We start from the raw sequence: 22806 nt of genomic DNA, 5'->3' as shown, positions 1-22806 counted from the left end.
ATCGGCCGCTGATGGCTCGTTCGCTACACCTTCATGATGTAGGCGAGTTGGTAGTACGGCGGATTGACCGTGACGGTGTGGCCGTGCTTGGGGTCGGTGACATCGAACTTGATGGGTTCACTCCATCCTGCGGTCGACATTGTGAAATCGCCTTTACTGGTGTCATAGGAGGCATAGACATAATCGTGACTCGTCGCTTCCTTGTCTCCACCCCACGCCGAGTTGGATCTGACTACGCTCATAAGCATTTTATTGCTATCAATAAACTCATGTTTATGGACAGGCATTTCATGTTGCGTGAGCAAATGATCTTTCACGCCCACGTTGCAGGCATCAGTGGTCGTTGTCGCCTGAAAGCCTGAATCCGACCAGCTTGCACCACCCTTATGCGAACCAGCGGAATCACCGAGCGTCTGGGACCCCAGCACGAAGCGCTTCCGCAGGTCCGGCAACTGAACCTGGGTGCCATCGGCGGCAGTTACCTTGGAGCCGTCGCAGAAGTGCCATCCTTCTGGCGCCGTGCTTCCACAGAACATCATGATCATGCCGCGCGGAAGCAATGCGTCGGTATCGACCCTCACGCCGGACGAACTGACCTTGATGTACTTGTCGGCCTTCACGCTCACGGAGTCGTTGACAATTTCGGCACCCACACCCACCTTGACGTTGACTTCGTTGCCTCCGAGGTAAAGCGCACTTCCAGCGCCTACTCTGATGCTGCCGGCGTCGAACTGAAGGCCTCCGCCAAGCTTCACGGACAGCTTGCCTTTGTTGGCTGCATCGCTATCCGCGGCGATCTGCAAGCCTGCTCCAATCGTATTGTTCGTCTGATCAGCACTTTTACCGATAGCCCTGCGCCCGCACTCGGCCATGTCTATCAGTGCAGCGAAATCCGTGTCCAGGGGTACCGATCCGGCTGAAAACCGGGCCTTCAGCTCGGCAGTGGTCGTCCCGTTGCTGTCGGAGACTGAATCGCCTGGCAATTGATTCGTTTCGTTTTCCATGGTGCGTTAAGCCTCAATTGAGTTGACTGCGTTTGCGGTAGACGTCGTCTGGAACAAAAAACAGCGCTTGCCTCAAGAGCACGTCCAGATTCCATTGATCCCCATCGGGTCCCAGCACAGCAGTTCTCTGCTCGGGGGTAGCAATGCGCACAGCGCCGATGCCGGTGCTCAGGCTGGCAGGCGGCCGCCCCAAGCCCAGTTTCCAGAGAAGTTGAAAAGTGGACGTACTGGCCACGGTTTTCCCGTTCTGCCACGCGGCATAGCTCAACGCGAAGCTGCCGAACGATTGCGGGTTGCTCTCGTCCGAATCGAGCCAGTGAATCATGAGTCTGATATGCGCCTGCAATTCAGCCTGGACGCAGCGCTTGATCCACGCTTCGGTCGCCTGGACATCGCCGTTCTCCGGCAGCATGTTGCGGTTGAGCACCAGGCTCACGATCATCGAGAAGCGGTCGCCGATGTCGAGCGCATGCCAGGCATAGCCCTGTTGCTTCGATACAGCCGGCAGCACTTGTTTCTCGCCTGCTGCGGGCTTGATCGACAGCGTTCGGGCAATTCGGTCCACACTCACGACCTCGGCTTTCATCGACCACGGTTCCAGACCTAACTGGGTAATCGAATCGATCGAGAACGCGCTGCCCTTTTGGAGGCAGGCAGGAAACGGGAAGTCCGGCGGGATCGTCAACTGGACTTCCTGGCCCGGAGTCTCTGGTGTCCCGGGTTCGTATTGCAGCGGATAGACGATCTCCTTCAGCCACGACGCCGCGTTTTTCCACGTTAGTTGCTGCTTGTCCTGTGCCGCCAGGACAGGCTCGAGCACGACCCGCAGATGCGGGTTATCCACAAGATCCACTGTGAAGGTATAAGCGTGCCAATCGTAGCTATCCACGATCACACCCTGCACCGTGTGTGTACCGCTCGCGTCGGGGTAGGCGAAATCGACCAGTTGTCCGACCACCATTTGATCAATAGGCTTGGCGTTGCCACAATCGACAGTCAGCTTCCGGTTGTCTGCGGAGAGCGTGAGCTTCTTCGGCTTCATGGGACTGTCGTAGATGGGCCGTGGAAGCTGCGGCATAAGCGCGCGATGCTCGACCAGATAGAACGGCAGTTCGCCCATGTCGACATCATCGTCGAACAGTGCCTGCCCCCATCCCATGCGCGCGGCGATTCGCTTCTGCAACGCGGACACCTGATCGACTCGTATGTTCGCCCGTTGATAGGCCAGCGTGGTGATCTGACTCAACGCGGACTGCTGAATCGTCAGAGACTCGCTCTCGGTCGTGTCGAGCATCCGCGATGCCGCTTCAGTGCCGAAGTAGCCAAGCAGATGATCGGTCAGCTTTCGCTCCTGGGCACCGTCCACCGCCATGGATGCGCTGTGCTCGACCAAGCCGGCCTTGTATGACGCGTGCGCCACATCGGCCGCGCTGCCCTCGGCGTAGGGCCATTGCGCACCCCACGTCGTTTCGCCTTCTCGGACAAACGAGAGCAAGTTCGGCAGCATGGCCAATAGGCGGCAACTGTCCGACATCGCTTGCTCGAAGGGCAGCAGAAACTGGTACAGCGCCTGAGGGCCGCCCAGGCCAGGCGGCAATTGCAGGTTGTAGCAGGCAGGCATCTTGTCGGTGACGGGGTGATACTGCGCGACGTCGCGCGGCTTTCCGTAGGGCAGCACCTTCGGCGGGTTGTCTTCCACCGGCGTCGGTGTCAGCTTCGCCTCGATCTCGGCTTTCGTTGCCGTCACGTATTTGCCGTCGGCGGTGATCAGCTTGATGGAACTCGTGATCTCGCTCAGCGGGTCGTCGCCCCAGAGCAGCGGATAGGATCCTGCATTAGACGTCCACCCCCAGCCGGGATCACTGTGTGCCCCCTCTCTTATCGACAGAACGCTCTTGACCCCCGCGACCTGGGTCCAGCGCGCTGCGAGACCGCTAAGGTTCACTGAAATCGGGACGGTGTAATCCGTTGCCGGAGGCAGCCGGCTCTGCCAGCCATGGGACAGAGCGGGACCGTTGTAGATTTCAGCCGCTGAAGCGCCCCGGCCTTCCAGCGTCTCGGCGGTTTCATGTGACACGCACGGCGAAATATAATCTTCACCCGTGCGGTAGAGTTCCGCGAAGACAGCCGCGTAGTCCTGCACATGTTTCTGAAGCTCTATCTCGGCTACCGGATTGATTTTCTGCCATGTTTGATCAACGGTGTGCGTAACCGCTTCGCACAAGTTCCGGTTGTCAGTCAAAAACGCGTTCAACTGGTTATTCGGTTCACTCGGATTGCGCAGCCCTTCGCGTGTCCGCTCAAAACGCAAGGAATAATTTCCGCGAAGCCAGTACCTGACGGCTGCCTTGTCTTGCGGCTGCTTGAAGCTGAACTCGAGCGTTTGCGGCGAATAGTAATAGCGATAGTCCTGCTGCCGGGCATCAGTACCATCCGAATCGAGCGGAAGCAACTGCACGTTGCGAAACAGAAAGTAGCTTCCGGTGCTGTCCGTCAGATCCAGCAGCGCGCGGCGGTAGTCTTCCGGCGTGATCGGCCCGCAGGTCAGCGCCTGGTGAGGACCAAACTCCAGCGGAAATACGCCCCCGCCCTCGGTCTGCTCGGCCAGCGGCGGCGTAAGCAGATCAACCAGCGGCAAGGTATGCCGGTAACCGAGGTCGGACGCGCCGTAGGCATAACCCTGCAGGAAGGTCACACCAGGGTCATGATCGCCCGTATCGGTCCAGACCTGACCACCGAACTGCTCGACGGTCTGCTGCGCCTGCTCCCAGAGCGCATCAAAATGAATGTCGTCCTGCACCAGTTCAAACACATCAGGCTTCGACTGCATTATTCCTCCTGCCATGGTTCGCCACCGCCGGCATGGTTTGCGTTGCGCTCTTCCAGGTCAGGATCAGCACTTCGTTGGTCGCGGCATGAATTGACGCCCAGCCGCCGTCGAGCGTCATGTTCACCACTTCCGTCACGAACGGCTGCGCCTCGATAAAGGCAACCATGCCGTAGAAGTCCAGCGTCGTGCCAAGCGTGAGGCCGGATTGACCGCCCTGCATCCACGGCATGTAACGGCGTTCGAGCTGCTCCTGGATCTGGCAATAGCCGTAGTCCGGATTGACGTTGAAAGAGATGTCGTAGGTGATCAGCACATCGCGGTAAGTCGGGTTCACGACTGCGATCCTGGCCCACGTCGAAGCCATGCCTTGCACATAGGCCTGAATTGCATTGAGGTGTGACTGACTCAGGCGCGGCCGCAAGGGATCGTCGTTATCCTTTCGCTCCGTGTTGGGCACGATGAGCAGGTTCAGGGGATCGGGTGCGGGAAGGTCGGTGATGTTGTCCACTGGCGGGATTGCGACTTCGAACACGTTGTCGAACCGGGCCTTGATGAGCGAGCCCATGTCGTGCCACGTCAGCGCGCGCGAGCGATGAAACAGACGTTCCGCGCTGCGCGACATGAACTGCGCCGGCGTCTCCGCTGCCTTGCCGCCGCTCGAAGGCCAAGGCTGCACCACCGGCGACAGCTCAGCGACAGGCTCCACCGGCCGGGTGATCGTCGATGCCGCGAGCGGGGCAAGGAAGTGGCTCGCGGGTACGCTCTCCGGCGAATGGAGCGACGCGGTCATGCCATTTGCCAGAATGCCTTTGAGCCACACGTAGGCGTAATCGGGTTCGTGCTTCGGAGTTGAGTCGGTATCCGCGTCCGTTGAGGCTTGAACAGCAGGCTCCGTCAGGGGATCAGCATCCCCCTCGACTTTCGCCCCGCTCATATCCAGCATCGGCTTAGCCACCAGCGCACGCAGCCAGTACCGTCCCGGAGGCATCTGGGCGGCGGAATCCGACGCATCGTGCGGCAGGATCACATTCATGATGCCGCTGTCGCGCAGACCGTTCGTGCCGTCCACGAGCGTATCGGCCAGACTCACCCAGTCGTTTTGCTGATTCAGGTAATGCCATTCCGGCTCGACTGCCTGCGGACTGTCCAGTTCCCAATACAGGGAGATGGTCTCGCCGGGCGTTCCATCCGTGAAGCCGAGATAAAGACACGCCTGCGACGCTTCCCTGGAGCCCGCGTCCGGCGAACCGTCATAGCCGAAGGGCGTCAGCACGTACTGCGCAAAGTCCGTGACGTCCATCTTCCACTCGATTGCGACGCCGTTCATCTGCGGCGTGTAAGGCGGGTTGAGCGTCTTGCTGCCCGCGAGCTTCTGATAGACCTGATGACCGAAATCGCGCCCGGTCAATTCGAAGCGGATCCAGCGCGGCCAGTCGGTGGGATTGGATGTAGCCTCACTCAGCGCGGCCAGCTCTGCCGGCACCGCGACCGTCAGCGCGGCCGCAACCGGCAATACATTGCCCGCACCGGTGAACAATGACTGCGGCGCGGTCTTGGTCGCATCGCTCGGACTCGATGAGAGCAAGACACGCTGCACGCCTGACATCAGAAGAGCCTGCACTTTGAAGTCGGTATTGCTTGCAGGCGGGGAATCGTAGCCCGTGTACCACGTAGCAAAACCCGCCGCCGGCAAACCCACCCACCGAGGCGTGACGGTGAGCGTCGCGGCCGCGGCCTGTCCGCACCAGTCCGGCGCAATAAGATTGAAACCCGCGCCCGTGACCGGGAGCGTGCCGAACGGGTAGCTCGCGCCATCGAGCGGAGCGGCGCCGTTGTCGGTGCCGTAAGCCAGCGCGCTGTCGCCTTCCACGACCAAACTCAGCTTCGTCACGGCCGGCACCTGGGCGCCGCTCTCATTGCCGAGCCGGAGGACCGCTGTGTCGAAGCTCAGGCCATCGAGATCTTCCGGCGCGACGATGGCCGGTTGATCGTCGCCCAGCCACCATGTCATCGTCAGCTTGTCGGACGAGAGCGAGGAAAAGCTCAAGGGCAACCATCCATTCTCGCCGCTGACCTCGGCGGACGCGACAACCTTCTCGTCCACGGCTTTTTCAAACGTAACCTTGAAGGTGCGCTTTCCCGCAGGCGCGGCCAGCGCGCCCGACGCCACGAGGCGGCCCTCGAACATCGGCGTCTGGGTGGCTTCCGGGTCGAACAGCCGCACGCCATCGGCGTTCCATTCGCCCTGCGTCTGGTCGAAGGCAATGCACGTCAACGCCGCGCTGCCGTCGCCGGGAATCTTCCAGCGCAGGTCCGTCCAGACGCCTGGATTGACCAGCAAGGAGCGATCGAGGGCATAGCTCAGCTTCACGCCATCGATCTCCCCGGCGTCGAACAGCGTGCCCGCCGACAGAAAACATTCGCGAGCCGACTTGGCGAGCGCGAAACCGAGCGCCACGCTATCGGCGCGTGCCGACGCTTCCGTCAGACCCAGCAAGTCCCGGTAGTACATCTCGCGATGCGCATAAGGCAATGCATTGAGCAGCGCGCGCGGCGTCTTGAGCATCTGCATGAAAGCCAGGATAAACGCCTGCTGCGGGCCCAACTCGCCGTCAGCTTTCTTTGGCTGGCTGAATATTTCAGCCAGCGATGCCGGCGTCACGCCTGCTGTGAACAGCACATCCGCCCAGCTATGCGATGCATCGAAGGGAATCAGAGACGCATAGTCCTTCAACTGCTGCAGCACACGCTCGTCGCTTCGTCCATCGAGACGGAAGCGTTCGCTCGCTCCAATTGGAACAAGTTTGTTCATCAGATGACTAATGTCCGACATGTCCTGTCCTTAGCCCGTTCACCGTCGTCTTATCCATGACATCCTCCTTGCTCTTTACCGCTTCACCCTGTTTGCATCACGCGCACCCGAACCACTGACGCGGCATGAAAACGCCTCGCCCAGTGCTGGGCGCGGTCGAATCCGGCGTCCCGGGCGGCGACGAGAGAACGGCCGGCACGGTCGGCGTGAACTGCGCCGTGAATTGCATCCCTTTGAGGATGACGGGCGCGCGGCCTTTGATAAACGGCGCGCTCTGGCTGGAATCCAGCATCAGGATCCGCACCGTGCCCGTGCCGGGCGCATAGCCAGGCATGAAATACTGCGCAGTCCATTGCGCACGCGTTTCATCACCAGTTACGCAGATGCGCCGCTTGCCGATCATGGCCACGCCCGTCCCCGTAATCGAGGCCGGCGCCGACAGCACCACCTGGCGCGGCCCGAACATCGGCTCGAACATCAGCTGATCTCCATCACAAACGATTGGCGTCGTCACAGGAAGTCTCCCCGCATGGCCTGATTCAGGTCGAGCGTTCCGGACATGGTTTCATCGATCTCGCTACCGCGCAGCCGATACGTCACGCCCACTTCCACGGCGCTTCGATTGCTCTCTGCCTGCACGACAAGAATGTCCGTGAGGTTCGCGCGCGGCTCGTAACTCAGGACGGCATCCGCTACTCGCCGCTCGATCTCGCTGGTCAGCTCGCTGTCGATGTTCCTGAACATGACGTCATACAGCGCGCATCCATATTCCTCCCGCATGATCCGTTCGCCGGGTTCCGTGGCGAAAAGGATGCGCAGGCTTTGCCTGACGTCCTCGACGCCTTCCGACATGACCACGCCCTCCTCGAGCGAAAACGCCGGCGGAAACGCCCAGCCACGACCATAGATGCTGGTCAGTACAGAGTCGTCAATCATGCAAATCACCTCTGGATAACTAGGACTTCTTGGGCGGCGTCGACTTCTGGTCGAAGTTGACGGACATGCTCTCGACGGACACTGAACTCGCCCCCGAAAGCTTCAGCTGATTGCTCGTCAGTGCAAGCCCGCTTCCCGACATCAGCTTGCAACCTTTCTTGAAGACAAGCTGCTCTTGCGGAGAACTCAAGTCAACGCGTTGTTCGCCGGAATCGAAAAGCAGCTGCGACGACATGCCCTGCTTGCCGACGATGAGCGCCTTAACGTCGTTCTTCGCGTCCAGATCGATCGGCGCACGGTTCTTCGGGTTATGCATCGAGCCGATAATCACAGGGAAACTCGGATCGCCATCGAGAAAGCCAACGATCACTTCATCGCCTGGTTCCGGATAGAAGCAGAAGCCGCTCATGTCGCTTGCATAGGGTTTGGCGAGGCGCGCCCACAAGGGGTCGCTGTTGTCGCCCAGGACGGGAAGATGAACCTGCAACCGGTTCATGCCGCCCGTGTCCTTCTTGAAGCTCTTGACGACGCCAATGTGCAATCCATTGATCTGCGCGGGCGGCACGTCCTCGCTGCTCATGTCGTCGCATCCGAGCGTCAGCGTAGTGCGCCAGCCTGCCTCTCTGTCGATGTGATGCCGGACCGCGGTGACGATTCCATCGCCGTCGAAAGCTTTGCCGTATCCCTCGATTGAAACCGTATCGCCAAGGTCGACTTCAGCCGTGCCGTTGATCCTGAACTCGCCGCTCGCCCGTCCTGCTTGCAGGCTCAACATCAGGCCGTGCGAAAGCGCCGTCGTCCGTTGCAGCCCGAGCGGCGCGCTACGGCTGAACTGCCAGGGCTCGCGGTTGATGGTGTTGCCGCGCGCGCTGTCGAAGGCGCCGGTGCCGAGCGACACGTCCTTGGCGCTGACGGTGTCGAGACGCTGTTCGTGATCGTCCCAAGTGGACGTCTTCAGTTTCTCCGGCTGGGCTCGTTCACTGAAACTCCAGCTTGCGTCCTCCATCAGCACGTGATCAGAGTCGAACAAGGCATGCTGCCGGATGATGAGCGTGGGAAAGGCAATACCCGGCGCTGCGATCACGACGCGCTCCGGCGACGGAAATGCCCATACGCCGCTGGCGCTCAGACGCTCACGGATGAAGCGCCAGTCCGAGCAGCCGAACTGAACCAGTTGCTCGCACCGCAGGTCCATATCGGCGATGGTCGCGGGAATCTGCTGCGCGGCCAGCAGGCTGCCGACCACGGTAGCCTGCGACATGTTCTGGAAGACCTGCGACCGGTGGGAATTGCGCAGCTTCTCCAGGTCGTGCCGAAGCCTCAGCGTCAATTCGGTGCGCTCCCGGTCAGCCTTCATGGTCTGCTGTTCGATCACGCCCTTGAAGATCAGATGCTCGCGCTCCTGGGCGTCCAGCAACATCAGGGAGACAGGTTCACCCGCCGCGCACCGGGCAACCTCCGCCTCGACGTCCTCGAAGATGTCCCTGAGCGGATTGCCTTGTACCGTCAGCACCACGCGCGCGCTGGGCACGCTATTGATGCGATGCAGGACCTCAACGCGCTCGGGACTGAGCCCGTTGAGCGGCAGGCGCGCTGTGCCGACCAGAACGCTAACGGAAGGGCTCGCGCGCATCAGTGGCTCCCCTTGCCTGACTCGACCTTCAACTTGTCGCCGGCCTTGAAGCCATCGATGCTGTCGAGGTTGTTGTCCTTGGCGATCTTCAGATAGCCGGGACTCTTCTTCATCTTGCCCTTCAAGTTCTTCGCTATCGAGGCCAGCGAGGACGCAGCCTTCGCGATGGCGACCGCTTTCGAAGGCGACTTCTTCAGTGCCTCCGCAGCCTGATTCCTCAGGCTCTGATCCTCGGCGAGTTGCAGCGTCGCCGTGGCTCTCAGCGGCGTGCCGTCTTTTTCGAAGAGCGTGTAGCGCACCGAGAGGCTTTGCAGGCGCCCGAAGAAATAGCCGGAGCCGCTCCACTTCATCTTGCCCCAGATCACCTTGATATAGCGCGGTTCACAACGCGTCTCATCGACGTCATAGCAAAGCTTGCGCAGCTTGTGCAGTTTCCCGTCGATGTCCTGCCGGTTACCGGGCATCTTCGCGTCGAACAGCAGTTCGATGGACAGCCCGCCGGGCTTGGTCTGGACGAACCGGTTGCTTTTCCAGTTCGTGTTGATGAAGGTGTCCGTTGCAAAGTCCGTGTGATAGCCGAGGCTGACTGAATCGGGGTTGTACATCGCCTGAAACTGCAGCGGCAGACCCTGCGCGTCCCGGTTGTCGTAGGATTCGAGCTTGAGCTTGACGGGTCGTCTCGACAGAAAACTCATTGCAGCCGCTCCAGTTCACGTTCCCGCATCAATTCCACGACCCGGCGCGCAATGACCTCGATCATGCGCTCGCTCGGATCGCGCCACGACTGCTCACTGCCTGGCTTGCCAGGCTCCTCGGCCGTGACCCGGGCCTGAATGATCAACTCGCGAATTTCGAGCATCAGAGTTTCACTCCCAGAGGAATCATGTCGCGGTAACGCAGCTCGAACGTATTGATGAGCACTTCGTTGCCGTGCGCGTTGAGGTCGCCAGTCTGCCAGCGCACCGGCACTGCCTTGGTCACCAGCCAGTTCGTGAGCGGCATCAGGCCGGGATGCAACAGCGTGATGACGGCGCTCAGATGCATGATCTTGCCGCTCGCGAACTGAGCGCTCAGCAAGGCGGTGAGGGGCGTCAGCGCCATGACGCCACGCTCGAGCACCAGCGAGCCGTGCGACAGCTTTTCGGTGAAATACTGGTTGCGCAGATTTTCACCGCCTTCGTTGTGCGTCATGACGTTCAGTTCGCGCGACAGGCCATGGACCTTCTGAAACCTCATGTCGAGGACGTCGGGTATCGGTATCCGGTTGAGTGCGAAAAGAACCGAGAAATGATGCGCCGTTGACGGTTCGAAATAGCGCTGTTCCATCATTTGCTCTCCAGTGAGGAAACGAGCGACGACCGGGTATCGAGCGTGATGCTCACCTCGATGAACTCGGCCGGATAGGCGGCCGCCACGCCGATATTCATGACCATCCGCCCCTGGTCGATATCTTCCTGACTCATGGTCTCCCCAAGTCCGATCTGGATGAAGAAGGCGTCGCTCTCCTCTTCGCCATACAGTCCGCCGTCGAGCCACAACTCCCGCAACCAGATATGCACCATGCCGCGCATGCGGATCCAGGTGAACAGGATGTTCGGTTCGAACACGAACGGTTTGACGATCTGCGCGACCTGCGCTTCGATCCATGAGAGGGTTCGCCTGATGTGAACGTACAGCCAGGCCGGGCCGGCGTCCTGGATCAGCGTGCGGCAGCCCCAGATACGGACGCTGCCGCCGGGAAAGCTACGAATCAGGTTGATCGACGCACCGTTCGTCTGGAACAAGCCAGAGGATTGCAGCCACGGACGCGTCGGCTTCACCACACGCGACAGCGCGATGTTGGCCGGTGCACACCAGATGCCGTATTCCTGGTCCACTGCCGCCATGACTGCTGCGACAGCGGCCGAGGCCGGAACGGTGATGGCGGCGCCCGCATCGTCCACGTAGTCTGTCAGCAAGCGCGGCCAGTACGCGCCAGTCCATTGCGCCGCATCCGCCTGTTGCGTGACGAAGCGGTCGAGGCACGCACGCGCCACAGCCGGATCTTCCGGTGTGTCCAGAATGCCGAACACGCCGCGACGCACCCGGACGATCTCCGATACCGCGGACCACGCCGCTGCCCAGCCATCCGTGTCGGTTTCGGACAGGCGCATCATTTCCGGCATGCACACCAGCGTGATGCGCTCTTCCTTGAGGACACACTGGACAATGCGCTCATCCGACAATGCGTTGAGCAATGCGTCGCGGCCCAAATTGGTCAGGCTGGAGTACAGACCGAGCGAGAGCGCGTAGCCCGTCCTTCCGCCGTTGTCGAAGTAATGCCGGACCGCGTGACAAAGCGCAAAGCCTTCGTGCGCGGGGCCGCCGTATGCCGCTTCGAAATCGGCGAGCGAATCGATCGCCGTGAGGGACCATTGCGGGCCGCTTTCGGTGTACCCGATGAAGACGGGGACGGCGGTGTCCTCCGGCGGAGGCTCACCGGTCAGGACTTCCGCGCTGTAGCTCACGCCGGGCTGTTCGATGCCATTCATGGAAACACTCTCCTCAGATGCGCGCACGTCGTTGCAGTGGCTCAGGCCGGCATGTCCTGTGTGAACTGCAGGATGATGAATTCAGCCGGGCGGGCCGCTGCCATGCCGACCTTCACAATCATCTTGCCGGCGGCGATATCGGCGTCGCTCATCGTGACGTCCTTGCCGATCTGCACGAAATACGCCTCCTCCGGCGCGGTGCCGGCAAGTGCGCCGCTGCTCCAGAGCGAGAACAGATAGCTGTCGATGGCGCCGCGCACCTTCTCCCAGGTCGGCGCGGTGTTCGGTTCGAACATCATGGCCTGCATCGACTTTCTGATGTCCGCCTCGGCGCTGTTGAACAGGCGGCGCACGGGAATGTAGCGCCAGCTGGTGTCGTCATTCGAGTCGGCGCCGGCGAGCGTCGCGTCGGCCGTGGAGGTCAAGGCCACGTTCGTGCTGGCGTTGACCTTGGCGATGGAGCTGAAATCGAGCCACGCGCTCACGCCAACGCATTCGAATTCCTTGAAATTGGTGCTGTCAGCCTTCTTCACGTTGCCGGCAAAAACCGGCACTGCAGTAGCCGAATGATTCACGGAGATCGAAGGGAAAGAATCCTCCGATATATATACGCCTGGATAAGAGACAACTTCGGTCATTGGAATCTTTCCCTCGATGAACGTGAATCCGGCTACAACGAATGCCCAGCGCTCAAGCCATGTTCTGCGTGAATTGCAGGATGATGAATTCCGCCGGCCTGGCCGCAGCCAGTCCTACGAGAACCTTCATTTTTCCTTGCTTGATTTCGTCCTTCGACATCGTGACGCCCTCGCCAATCTGCACCACATAGGCTTCTTCATCCGAGGCACCGGCAAGGCCGCCCTGCTGCCACAGACCATGCAGATAGCTGTTGATGGCGGAACGCACCTTCTCCCACGTGGGCGGCGTGTTGGGCTCGAAGACCATCGAGTTCATCGAGCTTCTGACGTCCCGCTCGACGCTGTTGAACAGCCGGCGCACCGACACATAGCGCCAGTAGTCCGAATCCTCCAGCGTTCGGGCGCCCCAGACGAGCGACTCCGTATCGTTGAAGGTGCGGATCATGTTGATCGCGCGGCCCGTGTTGTACATGCCTTGCAGATCATCGTTCACCATGAACTTTGGCGTGTAGCCCCCTGGCAAGGCCAGATTGGCAGGCGCCTTCCACACGCCGCGGGACCGGTCGTTCTTGCAATAGAGGCCGGCCATGACCGCGCTTGGCGGAATGTCCGTCTTGCTCCATGCCACGGTCAGCCAGGGGTAGTACACGGCAGCGTATGACGTGGCCGTGTAACCGTCGGCCTGCTTTTCATCGGTGATCTCCGTCCTCGGCCCGTCCAGAACCACGAACAGCGACGCAGCAGGATCCGTGAGACTGCCCACCGAAGTGCTGATGTCATGGCCATTGGCCACGACCAGCGTAATGGAATCCCGCCAGAGGTTCGCGGCTTGCACAACGCTCTCGAATGACACCGCATAGCAGGGGCCGCCTCCCGATTCGAAGTAAGCGCGAAGGCCCGACACACTCACGTCCTCGAAATTCGGCTTGCCGTCGAAAAATTGCGCCATGTCGAGATAACTGCTGAAGCGGATGACGCTTGTGCCAAAGTCCTCGTTCATGCAGAAAAGCGGCACCGCAGTCGCAAGCTGACTGACCGACAGCGCCGGCGACGCGTCTTCTTGGATATAGATGCCGGGATAACTCGTAACAACTGTCATGGGAAGCTCCTTGCTCAGGACGCCATCTTGAGCGTCACGCGATCCGCCATCAGAGACAGCTCCTCAACCGCGATCTCGTTGCTCGTGGCGTCCAGCGAAGGCGACGTCATCGACTTCGGGAAAGCGTTGTCGACCGTCCATGTCATGAGGGGAGTCGTGCCGCTCGTGTCGGTCAAGCTGATCGTCAGATCCATCTTTTCGAGTTTGTTCTGCGCGATCTGATTGATCCAATCGTACAGCCTCGAATCGCCGGGGAACACGCCTTTCCTTAACGTGATATCCACCGTCTGGAGCTGGCCAGGCATCCGGTACCAGTTGCCGAGACCGTCTTTGTATTCGATCGTCTCGTACGTGATGTTGAGACCGGATACGTTATTGAAGGGAATATCCTCGCTTCCGACCGACACGATGAATCGATAAGTCGGGATGGGATACGACGAAGCCATTTGTGCCGAAGTTGTCGCCATTTGCTCAAGCTCCTGTTTTCGTGACGCGCCTCACACTCTGCTGAGTGATCGTTGGTACCGGGCCAATCATGAATCCACCAGCAGCAGGTTCTTAACGCTCATTACAATGTGACTTCCAAGGGGTAGCCAATTGAATTTCAAGGGGTTATGACATTGATTATCCGGCGCGCTCAGATAGATATAAACCGATGGAGAAAGGCATCATTTCCTTGAAGGTTCCACTGGAAAGGAACGTGTCACTTTCGCTCATTCCATATTGCTTCTGGCGTGCTCAGAGCACGGGAAATGAAAAAGACAAGGGATAACTTATTGCGAGGAGACCGCGCATGAAGAATGCGATCGCCCGGTCGCTGCTGCGGGGGTGGACCGATCGTCAAAACGCCCTTTCCGCGCTGATAAAACGCCCGGAACCGAACGCAGCTAAGATAACGACACTTCTCCACTCAAAGAGATCCATCCGATGATCACACTCTGGGGCCGAGCCAATTCAGTCAACGTGCAGAAGGTCTTGTGGTGTTGCGAGGAACTGAAGATTCCGTTTGACCGCATCGACGCCGGCATGCAGTTCGGCCGCAACGACGAAGCCGCGTATCTCGCGATGAATCCGACCGGCCGCGTGCCCACGCTGGTGGACGGTGACTTCGTGCTGTGGGAATCCAACTCGATCCTGCGCTACCTGGCGATGCAATACGGGCCGGACAGCACACTCTGTCCGGCCGATCCGAAGACTCGCGCGAGCGCGGACCGCTGGCTGGACTGGACGCTCTCGACGTTGCAGCCCGCCGAACGCCCGCTCTTCTGGGGTTACATCCGCACGTCCGCCGCTGAGCGCAACGCCGCGCAACTCGCCGTCACGGCCAGCGACGTGGAGAAGCTCTGGCGGGTGATCAACACCCATCTGAAGGGTCGCGACTATCTCGAAGGCGGCACATTTACACTCGCGGACATCGTCATCGGCGCGTATGCGCGCCGCTGGTTCGGTATCGCCGAACTGGTGCGTCCGGCGCTACCCGATCTCGAACGCTGGTACATCGGCGTCACGCAGCGCGCGGGGTTCCAGCGTTACGTCGCGCCTGCCCTCAGTTGAACCTGTCCCGGGACTAACGCCATGACAATCGAACTGCATACCTGGAACACGCCGAACGGACGCAAGATCAGCGTCGCACTGGAAGAAATGGAGCTGCCGTATGTCGTCAGGCCGGTGAACATCGGCAAGGGCGAACAACATGCGCCCGACTTCCTGCGCATCAGCCCGAACAACCGCATCCCGGCGATCGTCGATCCCGACGGTCCGGAAGAGAAGCCAATCAGCGTCTTCGAATCCGGCGCCATCCTGCTCTATCTCGGCGAGAAGACCGGCAAGTTTCTTCCGACAAGCCTGCGCCATCGCGTGCCGGTGCTCGAATGGCTGATGTGGCAGATGGGCGGCTTCGGCCCGATGCCTGGGCAAGTGCACCATTTTCGCGCCGTCGAGCCGGAAAGTGATCGTCGTTACGGGCTGAAGCGTTATTCGGATGAAACCCGCCGCCTCTATCGTGTGCTCGATACCCGTCTCGGCCAGGTGGAGTTCGTCGCGGGCGCCTTGTCCGTCGCGGATTTCGCGATCCTCGGCTGGGCCTGGCGCCATGAGCGCCATGAGGTTTCTCTCGGCGACTTTCCCAACGTGAAGCGCTGGTACGACGCCCTGTTCGCGCGCCCGGGCGTGCAGCGCGGCTTCGCCGTGAAGCTGGATGACCTCGCCTGATCAGGGCAAACCATGAGCGACCTGGTCATCAGGAAAATGCCACTCGCGGGCATGATAACAACCAGCTAATCAAGAAGGGTGACACTGACTCACCCGCACCATTGCGCACAGGGAGAAGACCATGTCCACCGGCATGTACGAAGACCATTTGCCCAAAACCGCCGCCAACTTCGCGGCGCTCACGCCGCTCTCGTTCATCGAGCGCGCTGCGTCGGTCTATCCGGAACGCCCCGCCGTTGTGCATGGCAACCTCAGGCGCACCTGGGCCGAGACCTATGCGCGCACGCGAAGGCTCGCCTCCGCGCTTGCGGCAGGTGGCATCGGCTTCGGGGATACCGTGGCCGCGCTGCTGCCGAACACGCCCGAAATGGTCGAAGCGCATTTCGGCGTGCCGATGTCGGGCGCCGTGCTCAACACACTCAATACGCGCCTTGACGCCGCCACGCTGGGCTACATGCTGACGCATGGCGAAGCAAAGGCGGTACTCGTCGACCGCGAGTTCTCCGATGTCATGCGCCGTGCGCTCGAGGACGTGCCGCAGAGCGTGCTCGTCATCGACGTCGACGATCCGCAGTACACCGGCGCGGGCGAACGCATCGGCGAAATTGAATACGAAGCGTTGCTCGAGAGCGGCGATCCCGCTTACGAATGGTCGCCGCCCCCGGACGAATGGAACGCCATCTGCCTGAACTACACGTCGGGCACGACCGGCAACCCCAAGGGCGTCGTGTATCACCATCGGGGCGCGTATACGAATGCCCTCAGCAACATCCTCGAGTGGGACATGCCGAAACACGCCGTGTATTTGTGGACCCTGCCAATGTTCCATTGCAACGGCTGGTGCTTCCCATGGACCGTGGCCGCCCGCGCGGGCGTGAACGTGTGCCTGCGGCGCGTCGATGCGAAAGGCGTGCTCGACCTGATCCGCAGCGAAGGCGTCACGCATTACTGCGGCGCGCCGATCGTGCAGAACCTGCTCGTCAACGCGCCGGATGAATGGAAGGCCGGCATCGACCAGACCGTGCACGCGATGGTTGCGGGCGCCGCGCCGCCTGCCGCGATGATTGAAGGCATGGAGCGCATGGGCTTCGAGCTGACGCATGTGTATGGGCTCACGGAGGTCTACGGCCCCGCCACTGTATGCGCGCAGCAAGCCGAGTGGAGCGCGCTCGATGTTCACGAGCGCGCGCATCTCAATGCCCGGCAAGGCGTGCGCTATCACTTGCAGGACGCCGTGACCGTGCGCGATCCGCATACGATGGAACAGGTGCCCGCTGACGGCGAGACCATCGGCGAGATCATGTTCCGCGGCAACATCGCGATGAAGGGCTATCTGAAGAACCCGGCCGCTACCGAAGAAGCGTTCCGGGGCGGCTGGTTCCACACCGGCGATCTCGCAGTCGCCTGCCCGGACGGCTATGTGCGCATCAAGGACCGCAGCAAGGACATCATCATCTCGGGCGGCGAGAACATTTCGAGCATCGAGGTGGAGGACGCGCTGTACGGGCATCCGGCCGTGCTGGCGGTGGCCGTCGTCGCGAAACCGGACGAACGCTGGGGCGAAACGCCCTGCGCGTTCGTAGAGCTCAAGGCGGACGCGCAGGTCAGTGCCGAGGAACTGATTGCGTATTGCAAGTCGAGACTTGCGAGCTTCAAGGTGCCGCGCGCGATCGAATTCTGCGAGCTGCCGAAGACTTCGACCGGCAAGATCCAGAAGTTCGAACTGCGCAAGCGCGCCGGATCAGTTGCGGCGCTCAATCTCTGAAGGAGCGGATCAATGAGCGAACTGGTGCGAATCGAACAGGACGCGTACGGCGTCAAGGGCGTCGTCACACTCACGATGAATCGGCCGGAAGCCTTCAACGCGCTGTCCGAGGCCATGCTCGAAGCGCTCGAACACGCGTTGCGGGAAGTGGCTTCGTCGGAGGCGCGCGTGCTCGTGCTGGCCGGCGAAGGCCGCGCGTTCTGCGCGGGGCATGACTTGAAGGAGATGCGTGCCGAGCCTTCGCGCGAGTATTACCGCGCCCTCTTCGCACGCTGCACCAGGATGATGCTGACTATTCAGCAGATGCCGCAGCCGGTCATCGCGCGCGTGCACGGCATTGCGACGGCAGCGGGATGTCAATTGGTCGCCATGTGCGACCTGGCGGTGGCGTCGAGCGATGCGCGTTTCGCGGTATCGGGCGTGAACCTCGGGCTGTTCTGCGCGACGCCCAGCGTGCCGCTGTCGCGCAACCTGTCGCGCAAGGCAGCGTTCGAGATGCTGGTGACCGGCGATTTCATCGATGCCGCCACGGCGCGGGAACGCGGTCTCGTGAACCGCGTGGCCCCGCCGGGCGATCTCGATGATGCCGTCCGCAAGCTGGCCGCGAACATCGCGGCGAAACCGCGTGAAGCGGTTGCGGCCGGCAAGGGCTTGTTCTACCGGCAACTCGAGAACGGCATCGAGGACGCGTATGCGCTTGCATCGGAAACGATGGTGTGCAACATGATGGAAGACGTCACCCTCGAAGGCACGCAGGCGTTCATTGAAAAGCGGCCGCCGCGTTGGGAGTGAGCGGTTGAATCACCAGGCGGGGACTCATGCGCCTTCGAGGTTCTGCGTGAATTGCAGGATGATGAATTCCGCCGGTCGTGAAGCGGCCAGTCCGATCTTCATGATCATCTTGCCTTGCGCAATGTCCGTGTCCGACATCGTCACACCTTTGCCGATCTGCACGAAAAACGCTTCTTCCTCGGAGATGCCCATCAAACCACCCTGCTGCCATATGCTCCGCAAGTAGCTCGTCACAGCGGATCTTGCTTTCTCCCACGTATGTGGGACGTTTGACTCAAACATCAGCGTGTTCATTGCTTTCCGGATGTCCCGCTCGACGCTGAGGAACAGACGCCGTACCGACACATAGCGCCAGTCGTCACTCTCATCCAGCGTCCGCGCGCCCCAGATGACCGGATTCTGATCCCGGAATGTGCGGATCATGTTGATCGCCGGTGCTGACATGTACTCGGCTTGGAGATCATCGGTAACCTGGTACTTGGGTTTGAGACTTGCAGGCAACGCGATGTTGGCGGGTGCTTTCCATACACCCCGGGTTCGATCGTTCTGACCGTAGAGTGCTGCAACGACCGCGCTTGGCGCAATATCAGCATCGGTCCATCGCGCCTTGAGCCAAGGATAGTAAGCTGCCGCCAGCGCGCTCGAGCCAAGATTGGTCGGGCGGCTTTGAATGGTGAGTTCTTCCTCTGGACCGTCCAGAATGAAAAAGAGTCCATCGGCCACATCCAGGCTAGAGAATTCCGGAATAATGTCAAAGGCATTCGCGACTACAAGACTGATTGTCGAACCCAGAGAACTTGCCTCCTGTTCCAGGTAGTCGTGTGAGACGGCATAGCAAGGTCCACCACCGGCTTCGAAATAAGCGCGAAGTCCCGCGATGGCGGGTCTTTTAACATCCAGGTCCGCTCCGAAATATCTCGCGACCTCCATATAGGATTCGAACCTGACCGCAGTGCTTGAGAAATCAGCGTTCATGCTGAATAGCGGAATCGCGGTCGGAGCGGTGCTGACCGAAAATGTCGGGGAATCGCTCTCTGCTATATAGACACCGGGAAAGCTTGTAGTGACGCTCATTGGACTCTCTCCTGCTTGGTGAATGTATGCTCAGCGCGGTACGCTGAGCACCGACGTCCCACCCGCCACCTCTCGCAGCTTGAGGTGAAAAATGAAACGGGCTCTTGCACGGAGAACACGCTCCGCAGTACTGTCATGCTTCAACTCGCCTGACGCTTATAGTGACAGCAAGCCGATATGTGCCTTCGGCCCACATCAAAATATGACTATGTTAGGAACAGAATCGAGCACGAAACGGCGGGGCGGCGTATTGTTCGCACCACCGGATCGAGCGGCACATCGAGGACGCCTCTGCGCTTGCATCGGAAACGAGGGCGTGCAACATGATGGACGACGTCACGCTCGAAGGCATGCAGGCGTTCATTGAAAAGCGGCCGCCGTGTTGGGAGTGAGTGTCAGCCGCCCGGCATGCTCTGCGTGAACTGGATAACGATGAACTCGGCGGGCCGCACGGCGGCCAGGCCGATTTTCATGATCATCTTGCCCTGCGCGATGTCGGGATCCAGCATCGTCACCTCCTTGCCGATCTGTACGAAGTAGGCTTCATCCTCCGACGCGCCAGCCAGTGCGCCTTGTTTCCACAATCCGTGCAGATAACTGACGGCTGCCGAGCGGACCTTCTCCCAGGTCAGAGGTGTGTTTGGCTCGAACAGCATCTGCTCCATTGCATTCTGCAGGTCGCGCTCGACGCTGCTGAACAGCCTGCGTACGGCCACATAGCGCCAGGCGTCCGTATCGTCGAGCGTACGCGCGCCCCAGACGAGGGGCGTCTCGTCGCCGAACGAACGAATCATGTTGATGGCCTTTCCCTGGTTGTATAGCCCCTGGATGTCGTCCGAGACTTTGAACTTTGGCGTATAGCCCCGAGGCAGAGGGAGGTTGGAAGGTGATTTCCAGATTCCTCGGGTAGCGTCGTTCCGGCAATAGAGACCAGCAACCAGCGCGCTCGCTGGAATATCGCTCGTCGTCCAGCTTGCGCGCAGATAAGGGTAGTACATCGCGGCATGGGACGTGGCTGCATAGCCGGCGTCAAAGCCTGCCGCAGTGATCTCCTCATAGGGCCCGTCAAGGATGATGAAGAGGGTGGGATCGATATCGAGGATGCTTTGAATCTGCGAAGTGAGGTCATTGGCAAGTGCAACGATCAGGGTGATTCTCCTTTTCAGTGCTTTTACTCCGTCCAGCACATGAAAAGGCTCGATCGCGTAGCAAGGGCCGCCGCCGCATTCGAAATAGCCACGAAGCGCCCATGATTTCTGATCGTTCGTCTTGATGTTTCCGCCATGGTAATTGACGACATCGAACCAGTTATCGAATCGAACTGGTTCAGTCGAGAAGTCGCTGCCCATGCAGAACAGAGGTATGGTCGATGACGAGCGAGTCACGCTGACCGTCGATGAAGCACTCTCACAGACATAGATGCCGGGATAAGTTGTCGTCTCATTCATCTTTCATTTTCCACATCGGTCAATGGCGAGCGTCATGCGTGCCAAGGGACGTCATTCCATGTACGTGCCCGCCCGCAAGCAATGAACAGCTGCTTTGTACGCAGGCCTTAAGCGCTTTGCACGTTCTGCGTAACCTCAAGGATGATGAATTCCGCAGGCCGTGTCGCTGCCATGCCGACACGGACGATCATCTTTCCCTGCTCGATTTCGTCCTGCGACATCGTGACGTTCTTGCCGATCTGCACGAAAAACGCTTCTTCCTCGGAGACGCCCGTCAAACCACCCTGCTGCCAGAGGCTGCGGAGATAACTGGTGACAGCCGATCTCACCTTCTCCCAGGTGTTAGGCATATTGGGTTCGAACATCAGGGCGTTCATCGCGGCTCTAATATCGCGCTCGGCACTGATGAACAGACGCCGTACCGGCACATATCGCCATTCGTCGGTCTCATCCAGCGTACGTGCGCCCCAGACAACCGGGTTCTGATCATGAAATGTACGAATCATGTTGATCGCCGGCGCTGACATGTACTGCCCCTGGAGATCATCGGATACTTTGTACTTCGGTGTGAAACCTGCGGGCAATGGCATATTGGCGGGCGCTTTCCATACTCCGCGGTTCTTGTCATTCTTGCAGTAAAGCGCTGCCATGACCGCACTTGGCGCTATGTCAGCCTTGGTCCACTTCGCTCTGATCCAGGGATAGTAGACGGCCGCCAGTGCATTCTTGCCATAGCGCGTCGGGCGGTCTGCGGTGGTGAGTTCGTCCTTGGGTCCATCCAGGATCAGGAAGATCCCATCGTCTGGCTTCAGATCCTGGAATTCAGGGGGAATGTCGAAACTGTTCTCGACGATCAGATTGACTGTTGAGGACAGTTTGCCAGCCTCTCTTTCGAGGTAGTCGTGTGAGACAGCATAACAAGGCCCGCCGCCTGCATCGAAGTAAGCCCGAAGTCCCGCTGTTGCGGCATCCTCAAGATCCATACCGGTTCCGAGATAATTGACGACATCGAGCCAGTATTCGAACCTTACCGCCGTGCCGGAAAACTGATAGTGCATGCTGAACAGCGGAACCGTGGTCGAAGCGGTCCCGACCGATAATGCCGGGGATTGATCTTCCGTTACATAGACACCGGGAAAGCTTGTAGTCACAGCCATGAACCCTCTCCTGTTCGGGAAATGCAGGCTCGGCGCAACACGCCCAGCCTTGACGGCACCGCCTGCGACATCTCGTTCTTTGATGTAGAAGATGAAACAGGTCTCGACCCGAGAAGAACCTCACCGGGAGCAAGTTCATGCCTGCAATGCGGAGCCTCGCACGCGAACTTCGTCACCAGAAGCGCAATGCTTCACGCGCCTGGCGGGCCTGAGTTCGCCTGACGCCCATAGTGAAGTCGGGAAGTTATATGCCGTTAGCCTGCATCAGAATATGACTTTATTGATGCAGAGCATTGAGTGCGAAGTCATCAAACAGGAAGCGATAACCCGAGCCGATAGTTTTCAATCGGACGAGGCATCGCTGGCAAGCGGAATTGTTTCGTGCGCGTTCGTTTTGTGAGGAGTCGCTTCCGGCGCTGAAGCACAAACGACGATACGCATCGTCGTGTCTATTCCACTTTTTCTACCGGATGTCTCTCGAGCCACGCATTCTCGTCATCGCTATACAAGCGCGAGCGCGTCAGAAACCGCAATCCCGAAGGCCGCTCCAGCGAGAACATCCCGCCATTCCCCGGCACGGCATCGATGATGAGCTGCGTATGCTGCCAGTACTCATACTGCGATTCGGTCATGTAAAACGGCACGCCGCCGATCGCCCCGAGCTTCACGTCGGATCCTCCGACCATGAATTCGTTGACCGGAAAGCACATCGGCGCACTGCCGTCGCAGCAGCCGCCAGATTGATGAAACAATACCTCGCCATGTTCGGCCTTGAGCCTCTCGATCAGCTCGATCGCGGCCGCTGTCGCCGTCACGCGCTGCACGTCCTGTTCGCTCATGATGTCCCCGTTCTTGAAAACGGCCGCCGCTGGAATC

21 protein-coding genes are annotated in these 22806 nt (G+C 60.0%); 4 read left to right on the top strand and 17 right to left on the bottom strand.

The window, feature by feature from the left end:
- Positions 1 to 23: 23 nt before the first annotated feature.
- The 13 genes from QCE69_RS23355 to QCE69_RS23295 form a co-directional block, all read right to left on the bottom strand.
- Positions 24 to 1004 (bottom strand): tail fiber protein, encoded by a 981-nt coding sequence (locus tag QCE69_RS23355; RefSeq protein ID WP_309923462.1) that lies wholly within the window; start codon positions 1002 to 1004, stop codon positions 24 to 26.
- 13 nt (positions 1005 to 1017) lie between these two features.
- The gene (locus tag QCE69_RS23350) at positions 1018 to 3834 is read right to left on the bottom strand and encodes a hypothetical protein (protein ID WP_309923460.1); all 2817 of its coding nucleotides are present in this window, start codon (positions 3832 to 3834) and stop codon (positions 1018 to 1020) included.
- Positions 3818 to 6667, bottom strand: coding sequence for a hypothetical protein (locus QCE69_RS23345; protein ID WP_309933257.1), 2850 nt, complete (start codon positions 6665 to 6667; stop codon positions 3818 to 3820). The genes QCE69_RS23350 and QCE69_RS23345 overlap by 17 nt, the downstream gene beginning before the upstream one ends.
- A 76-nt stretch (positions 6668 to 6743) precedes the next feature.
- A complete protein-coding gene (locus tag QCE69_RS23340; protein WP_309933255.1) occupies positions 6744 to 7160 on the bottom strand; it encodes a hypothetical protein in 417 nt (138 codons plus the stop codon).
- Positions 7157 to 7582: a GPW/gp25 family protein gene (locus QCE69_RS23335; RefSeq protein WP_309923454.1), complete on the bottom strand. Its 426-nt coding sequence runs from the start codon at positions 7580 to 7582 to the stop codon at positions 7157 to 7159. Before QCE69_RS23335 ends, QCE69_RS23340 begins: the two co-directional genes overlap by 4 nt.
- Before the next feature lie 19 nt (positions 7583 to 7601).
- Positions 7602 to 9215 (bottom strand): phage baseplate assembly protein V, encoded by a 1614-nt coding sequence (locus QCE69_RS23330; protein WP_309933253.1) that lies wholly within the window; start codon positions 9213 to 9215, stop codon positions 7602 to 7604.
- Positions 9215 to 9910, bottom strand: a complete 696-nt coding sequence (locus tag QCE69_RS23325; RefSeq protein WP_309923450.1) for a hypothetical protein — start codon at positions 9908 to 9910, stop codon at positions 9215 to 9217. The genes QCE69_RS23330 and QCE69_RS23325 overlap by 1 nt, the downstream gene beginning before the upstream one ends.
- Complete coding sequence (locus QCE69_RS23320) at positions 9907 to 10074, bottom strand: DUF5908 family protein (protein WP_309923448.1); 168 nt, start codon at positions 10072 to 10074, stop codon at positions 9907 to 9909. Before QCE69_RS23320 ends, QCE69_RS23325 begins: the two co-directional genes overlap by 4 nt.
- Positions 10074 to 10541 (bottom strand): phage tail protein, encoded by a 468-nt coding sequence (locus tag QCE69_RS23315; RefSeq protein WP_309923446.1) that lies wholly within the window; start codon positions 10539 to 10541, stop codon positions 10074 to 10076. The genes QCE69_RS23320 and QCE69_RS23315 overlap by 1 nt, the downstream gene beginning before the upstream one ends.
- Positions 10541 to 11746 carry a phage tail sheath subtilisin-like domain-containing protein gene (locus QCE69_RS23310; RefSeq protein ID WP_309933252.1) on the bottom strand — a complete coding sequence of 402 codons (1206 nt, stop codon included), beginning with the start codon at positions 11744 to 11746 and terminating at the stop codon, positions 10541 to 10543. The genes QCE69_RS23315 and QCE69_RS23310 overlap by 1 nt, the downstream gene beginning before the upstream one ends.
- Positions 11747 to 11787: 41 nt before the next feature.
- Positions 11788 to 12300 (bottom strand): phage tail sheath C-terminal domain-containing protein, encoded by a 513-nt coding sequence (locus tag QCE69_RS23305; RefSeq protein WP_309933250.1) that lies wholly within the window; start codon positions 12298 to 12300, stop codon positions 11788 to 11790.
- Positions 12301 to 12436: 136 nt separating this feature from the next.
- Positions 12437 to 13483 (bottom strand): phage tail sheath C-terminal domain-containing protein, encoded by a 1047-nt coding sequence (locus tag QCE69_RS23300; RefSeq protein ID WP_309923440.1) that lies wholly within the window; start codon positions 13481 to 13483, stop codon positions 12437 to 12439.
- A gap of 14 nt (positions 13484 to 13497) precedes the next feature.
- Positions 13498 to 13929, bottom strand: a complete 432-nt coding sequence (locus QCE69_RS23295; RefSeq protein ID WP_309934169.1) for a phage tail protein — start codon at positions 13927 to 13929, stop codon at positions 13498 to 13500.
- A gap of 481 nt (positions 13930 to 14410) precedes the next feature.
- On the opposite strand from QCE69_RS23295, the gene QCE69_RS23290 reads away from it, so the two are divergent.
- The 4 genes from QCE69_RS23290 (at position 14411) to QCE69_RS23275 (ending at position 18251) form a co-directional block, all read left to right on the top strand.
- The gene (locus tag QCE69_RS23290; protein WP_309923436.1) at positions 14411 to 15037 is read left to right on the top strand and encodes a glutathione S-transferase N-terminal domain-containing protein; all 627 of its coding nucleotides are present in this window, start codon (positions 14411 to 14413) and stop codon (positions 15035 to 15037) included.
- Positions 15038 to 15058: 21 nt separating this feature from the next.
- A complete protein-coding gene (locus tag QCE69_RS23285; protein WP_309933248.1) occupies positions 15059 to 15694 on the top strand; it encodes a glutathione S-transferase family protein in 636 nt (211 codons plus the stop codon).
- 121 nt (positions 15695 to 15815) lie between these two features.
- Complete coding sequence (locus tag QCE69_RS23280; protein ID WP_309933246.1) at positions 15816 to 17459, top strand: acyl-CoA synthetase; 1644 nt, start codon at positions 15816 to 15818, stop codon at positions 17457 to 17459.
- Between the two features lie 12 nt (positions 17460 to 17471).
- Positions 17472 to 18251: an enoyl-CoA hydratase gene (locus QCE69_RS23275; RefSeq protein WP_309923431.1), complete on the top strand. Its 780-nt coding sequence runs from the start codon at positions 17472 to 17474 to the stop codon at positions 18249 to 18251.
- Between the two features lie 24 nt (positions 18252 to 18275).
- Here QCE69_RS23275 and QCE69_RS23270 read toward each other — a convergent pair whose 3' ends face one another.
- The 4 genes from QCE69_RS23270 to QCE69_RS23255 form a co-directional block, all read right to left on the bottom strand.
- Positions 18276 to 19325, bottom strand: coding sequence for a phage tail sheath C-terminal domain-containing protein (locus QCE69_RS23270; RefSeq protein ID WP_309923429.1), 1050 nt, complete (start codon positions 19323 to 19325; stop codon positions 18276 to 18278).
- A 395-nt stretch (positions 19326 to 19720) separates the two neighbouring features.
- On the bottom strand, positions 19721 to 20773 hold the full coding sequence (locus tag QCE69_RS23265) for a phage tail sheath C-terminal domain-containing protein (protein WP_309923427.1): 1053 nt from the start codon (positions 20771 to 20773) through the stop codon (positions 19721 to 19723).
- A gap of 107 nt (positions 20774 to 20880) precedes the next feature.
- Positions 20881 to 21930 carry a phage tail sheath C-terminal domain-containing protein gene (locus tag QCE69_RS23260; protein ID WP_309923425.1) on the bottom strand — a complete coding sequence of 350 codons (1050 nt, stop codon included), beginning with the start codon at positions 21928 to 21930 and terminating at the stop codon, positions 20881 to 20883.
- 449 nt (positions 21931 to 22379) lie between these two features.
- Positions 22380 to 22769, bottom strand: coding sequence for a DUF779 domain-containing protein (locus QCE69_RS23255; RefSeq protein WP_309923424.1), 390 nt, complete (start codon positions 22767 to 22769; stop codon positions 22380 to 22382).
- Positions 22770 to 22806 lie beyond the last annotated feature (37 nt).

The sequence above is a fragment of the Caballeronia sp. LZ032 genome, assembly GCF_031451315.1.
In the GTDB taxonomy this organism is placed as follows: domain Bacteria; phylum Pseudomonadota; class Gammaproteobacteria; order Burkholderiales; family Burkholderiaceae; genus Caballeronia.
The sequence above is the reverse complement of the archived record's forward strand: the minus strand, read 5'-3'. Positions and strand labels throughout refer to the sequence as shown.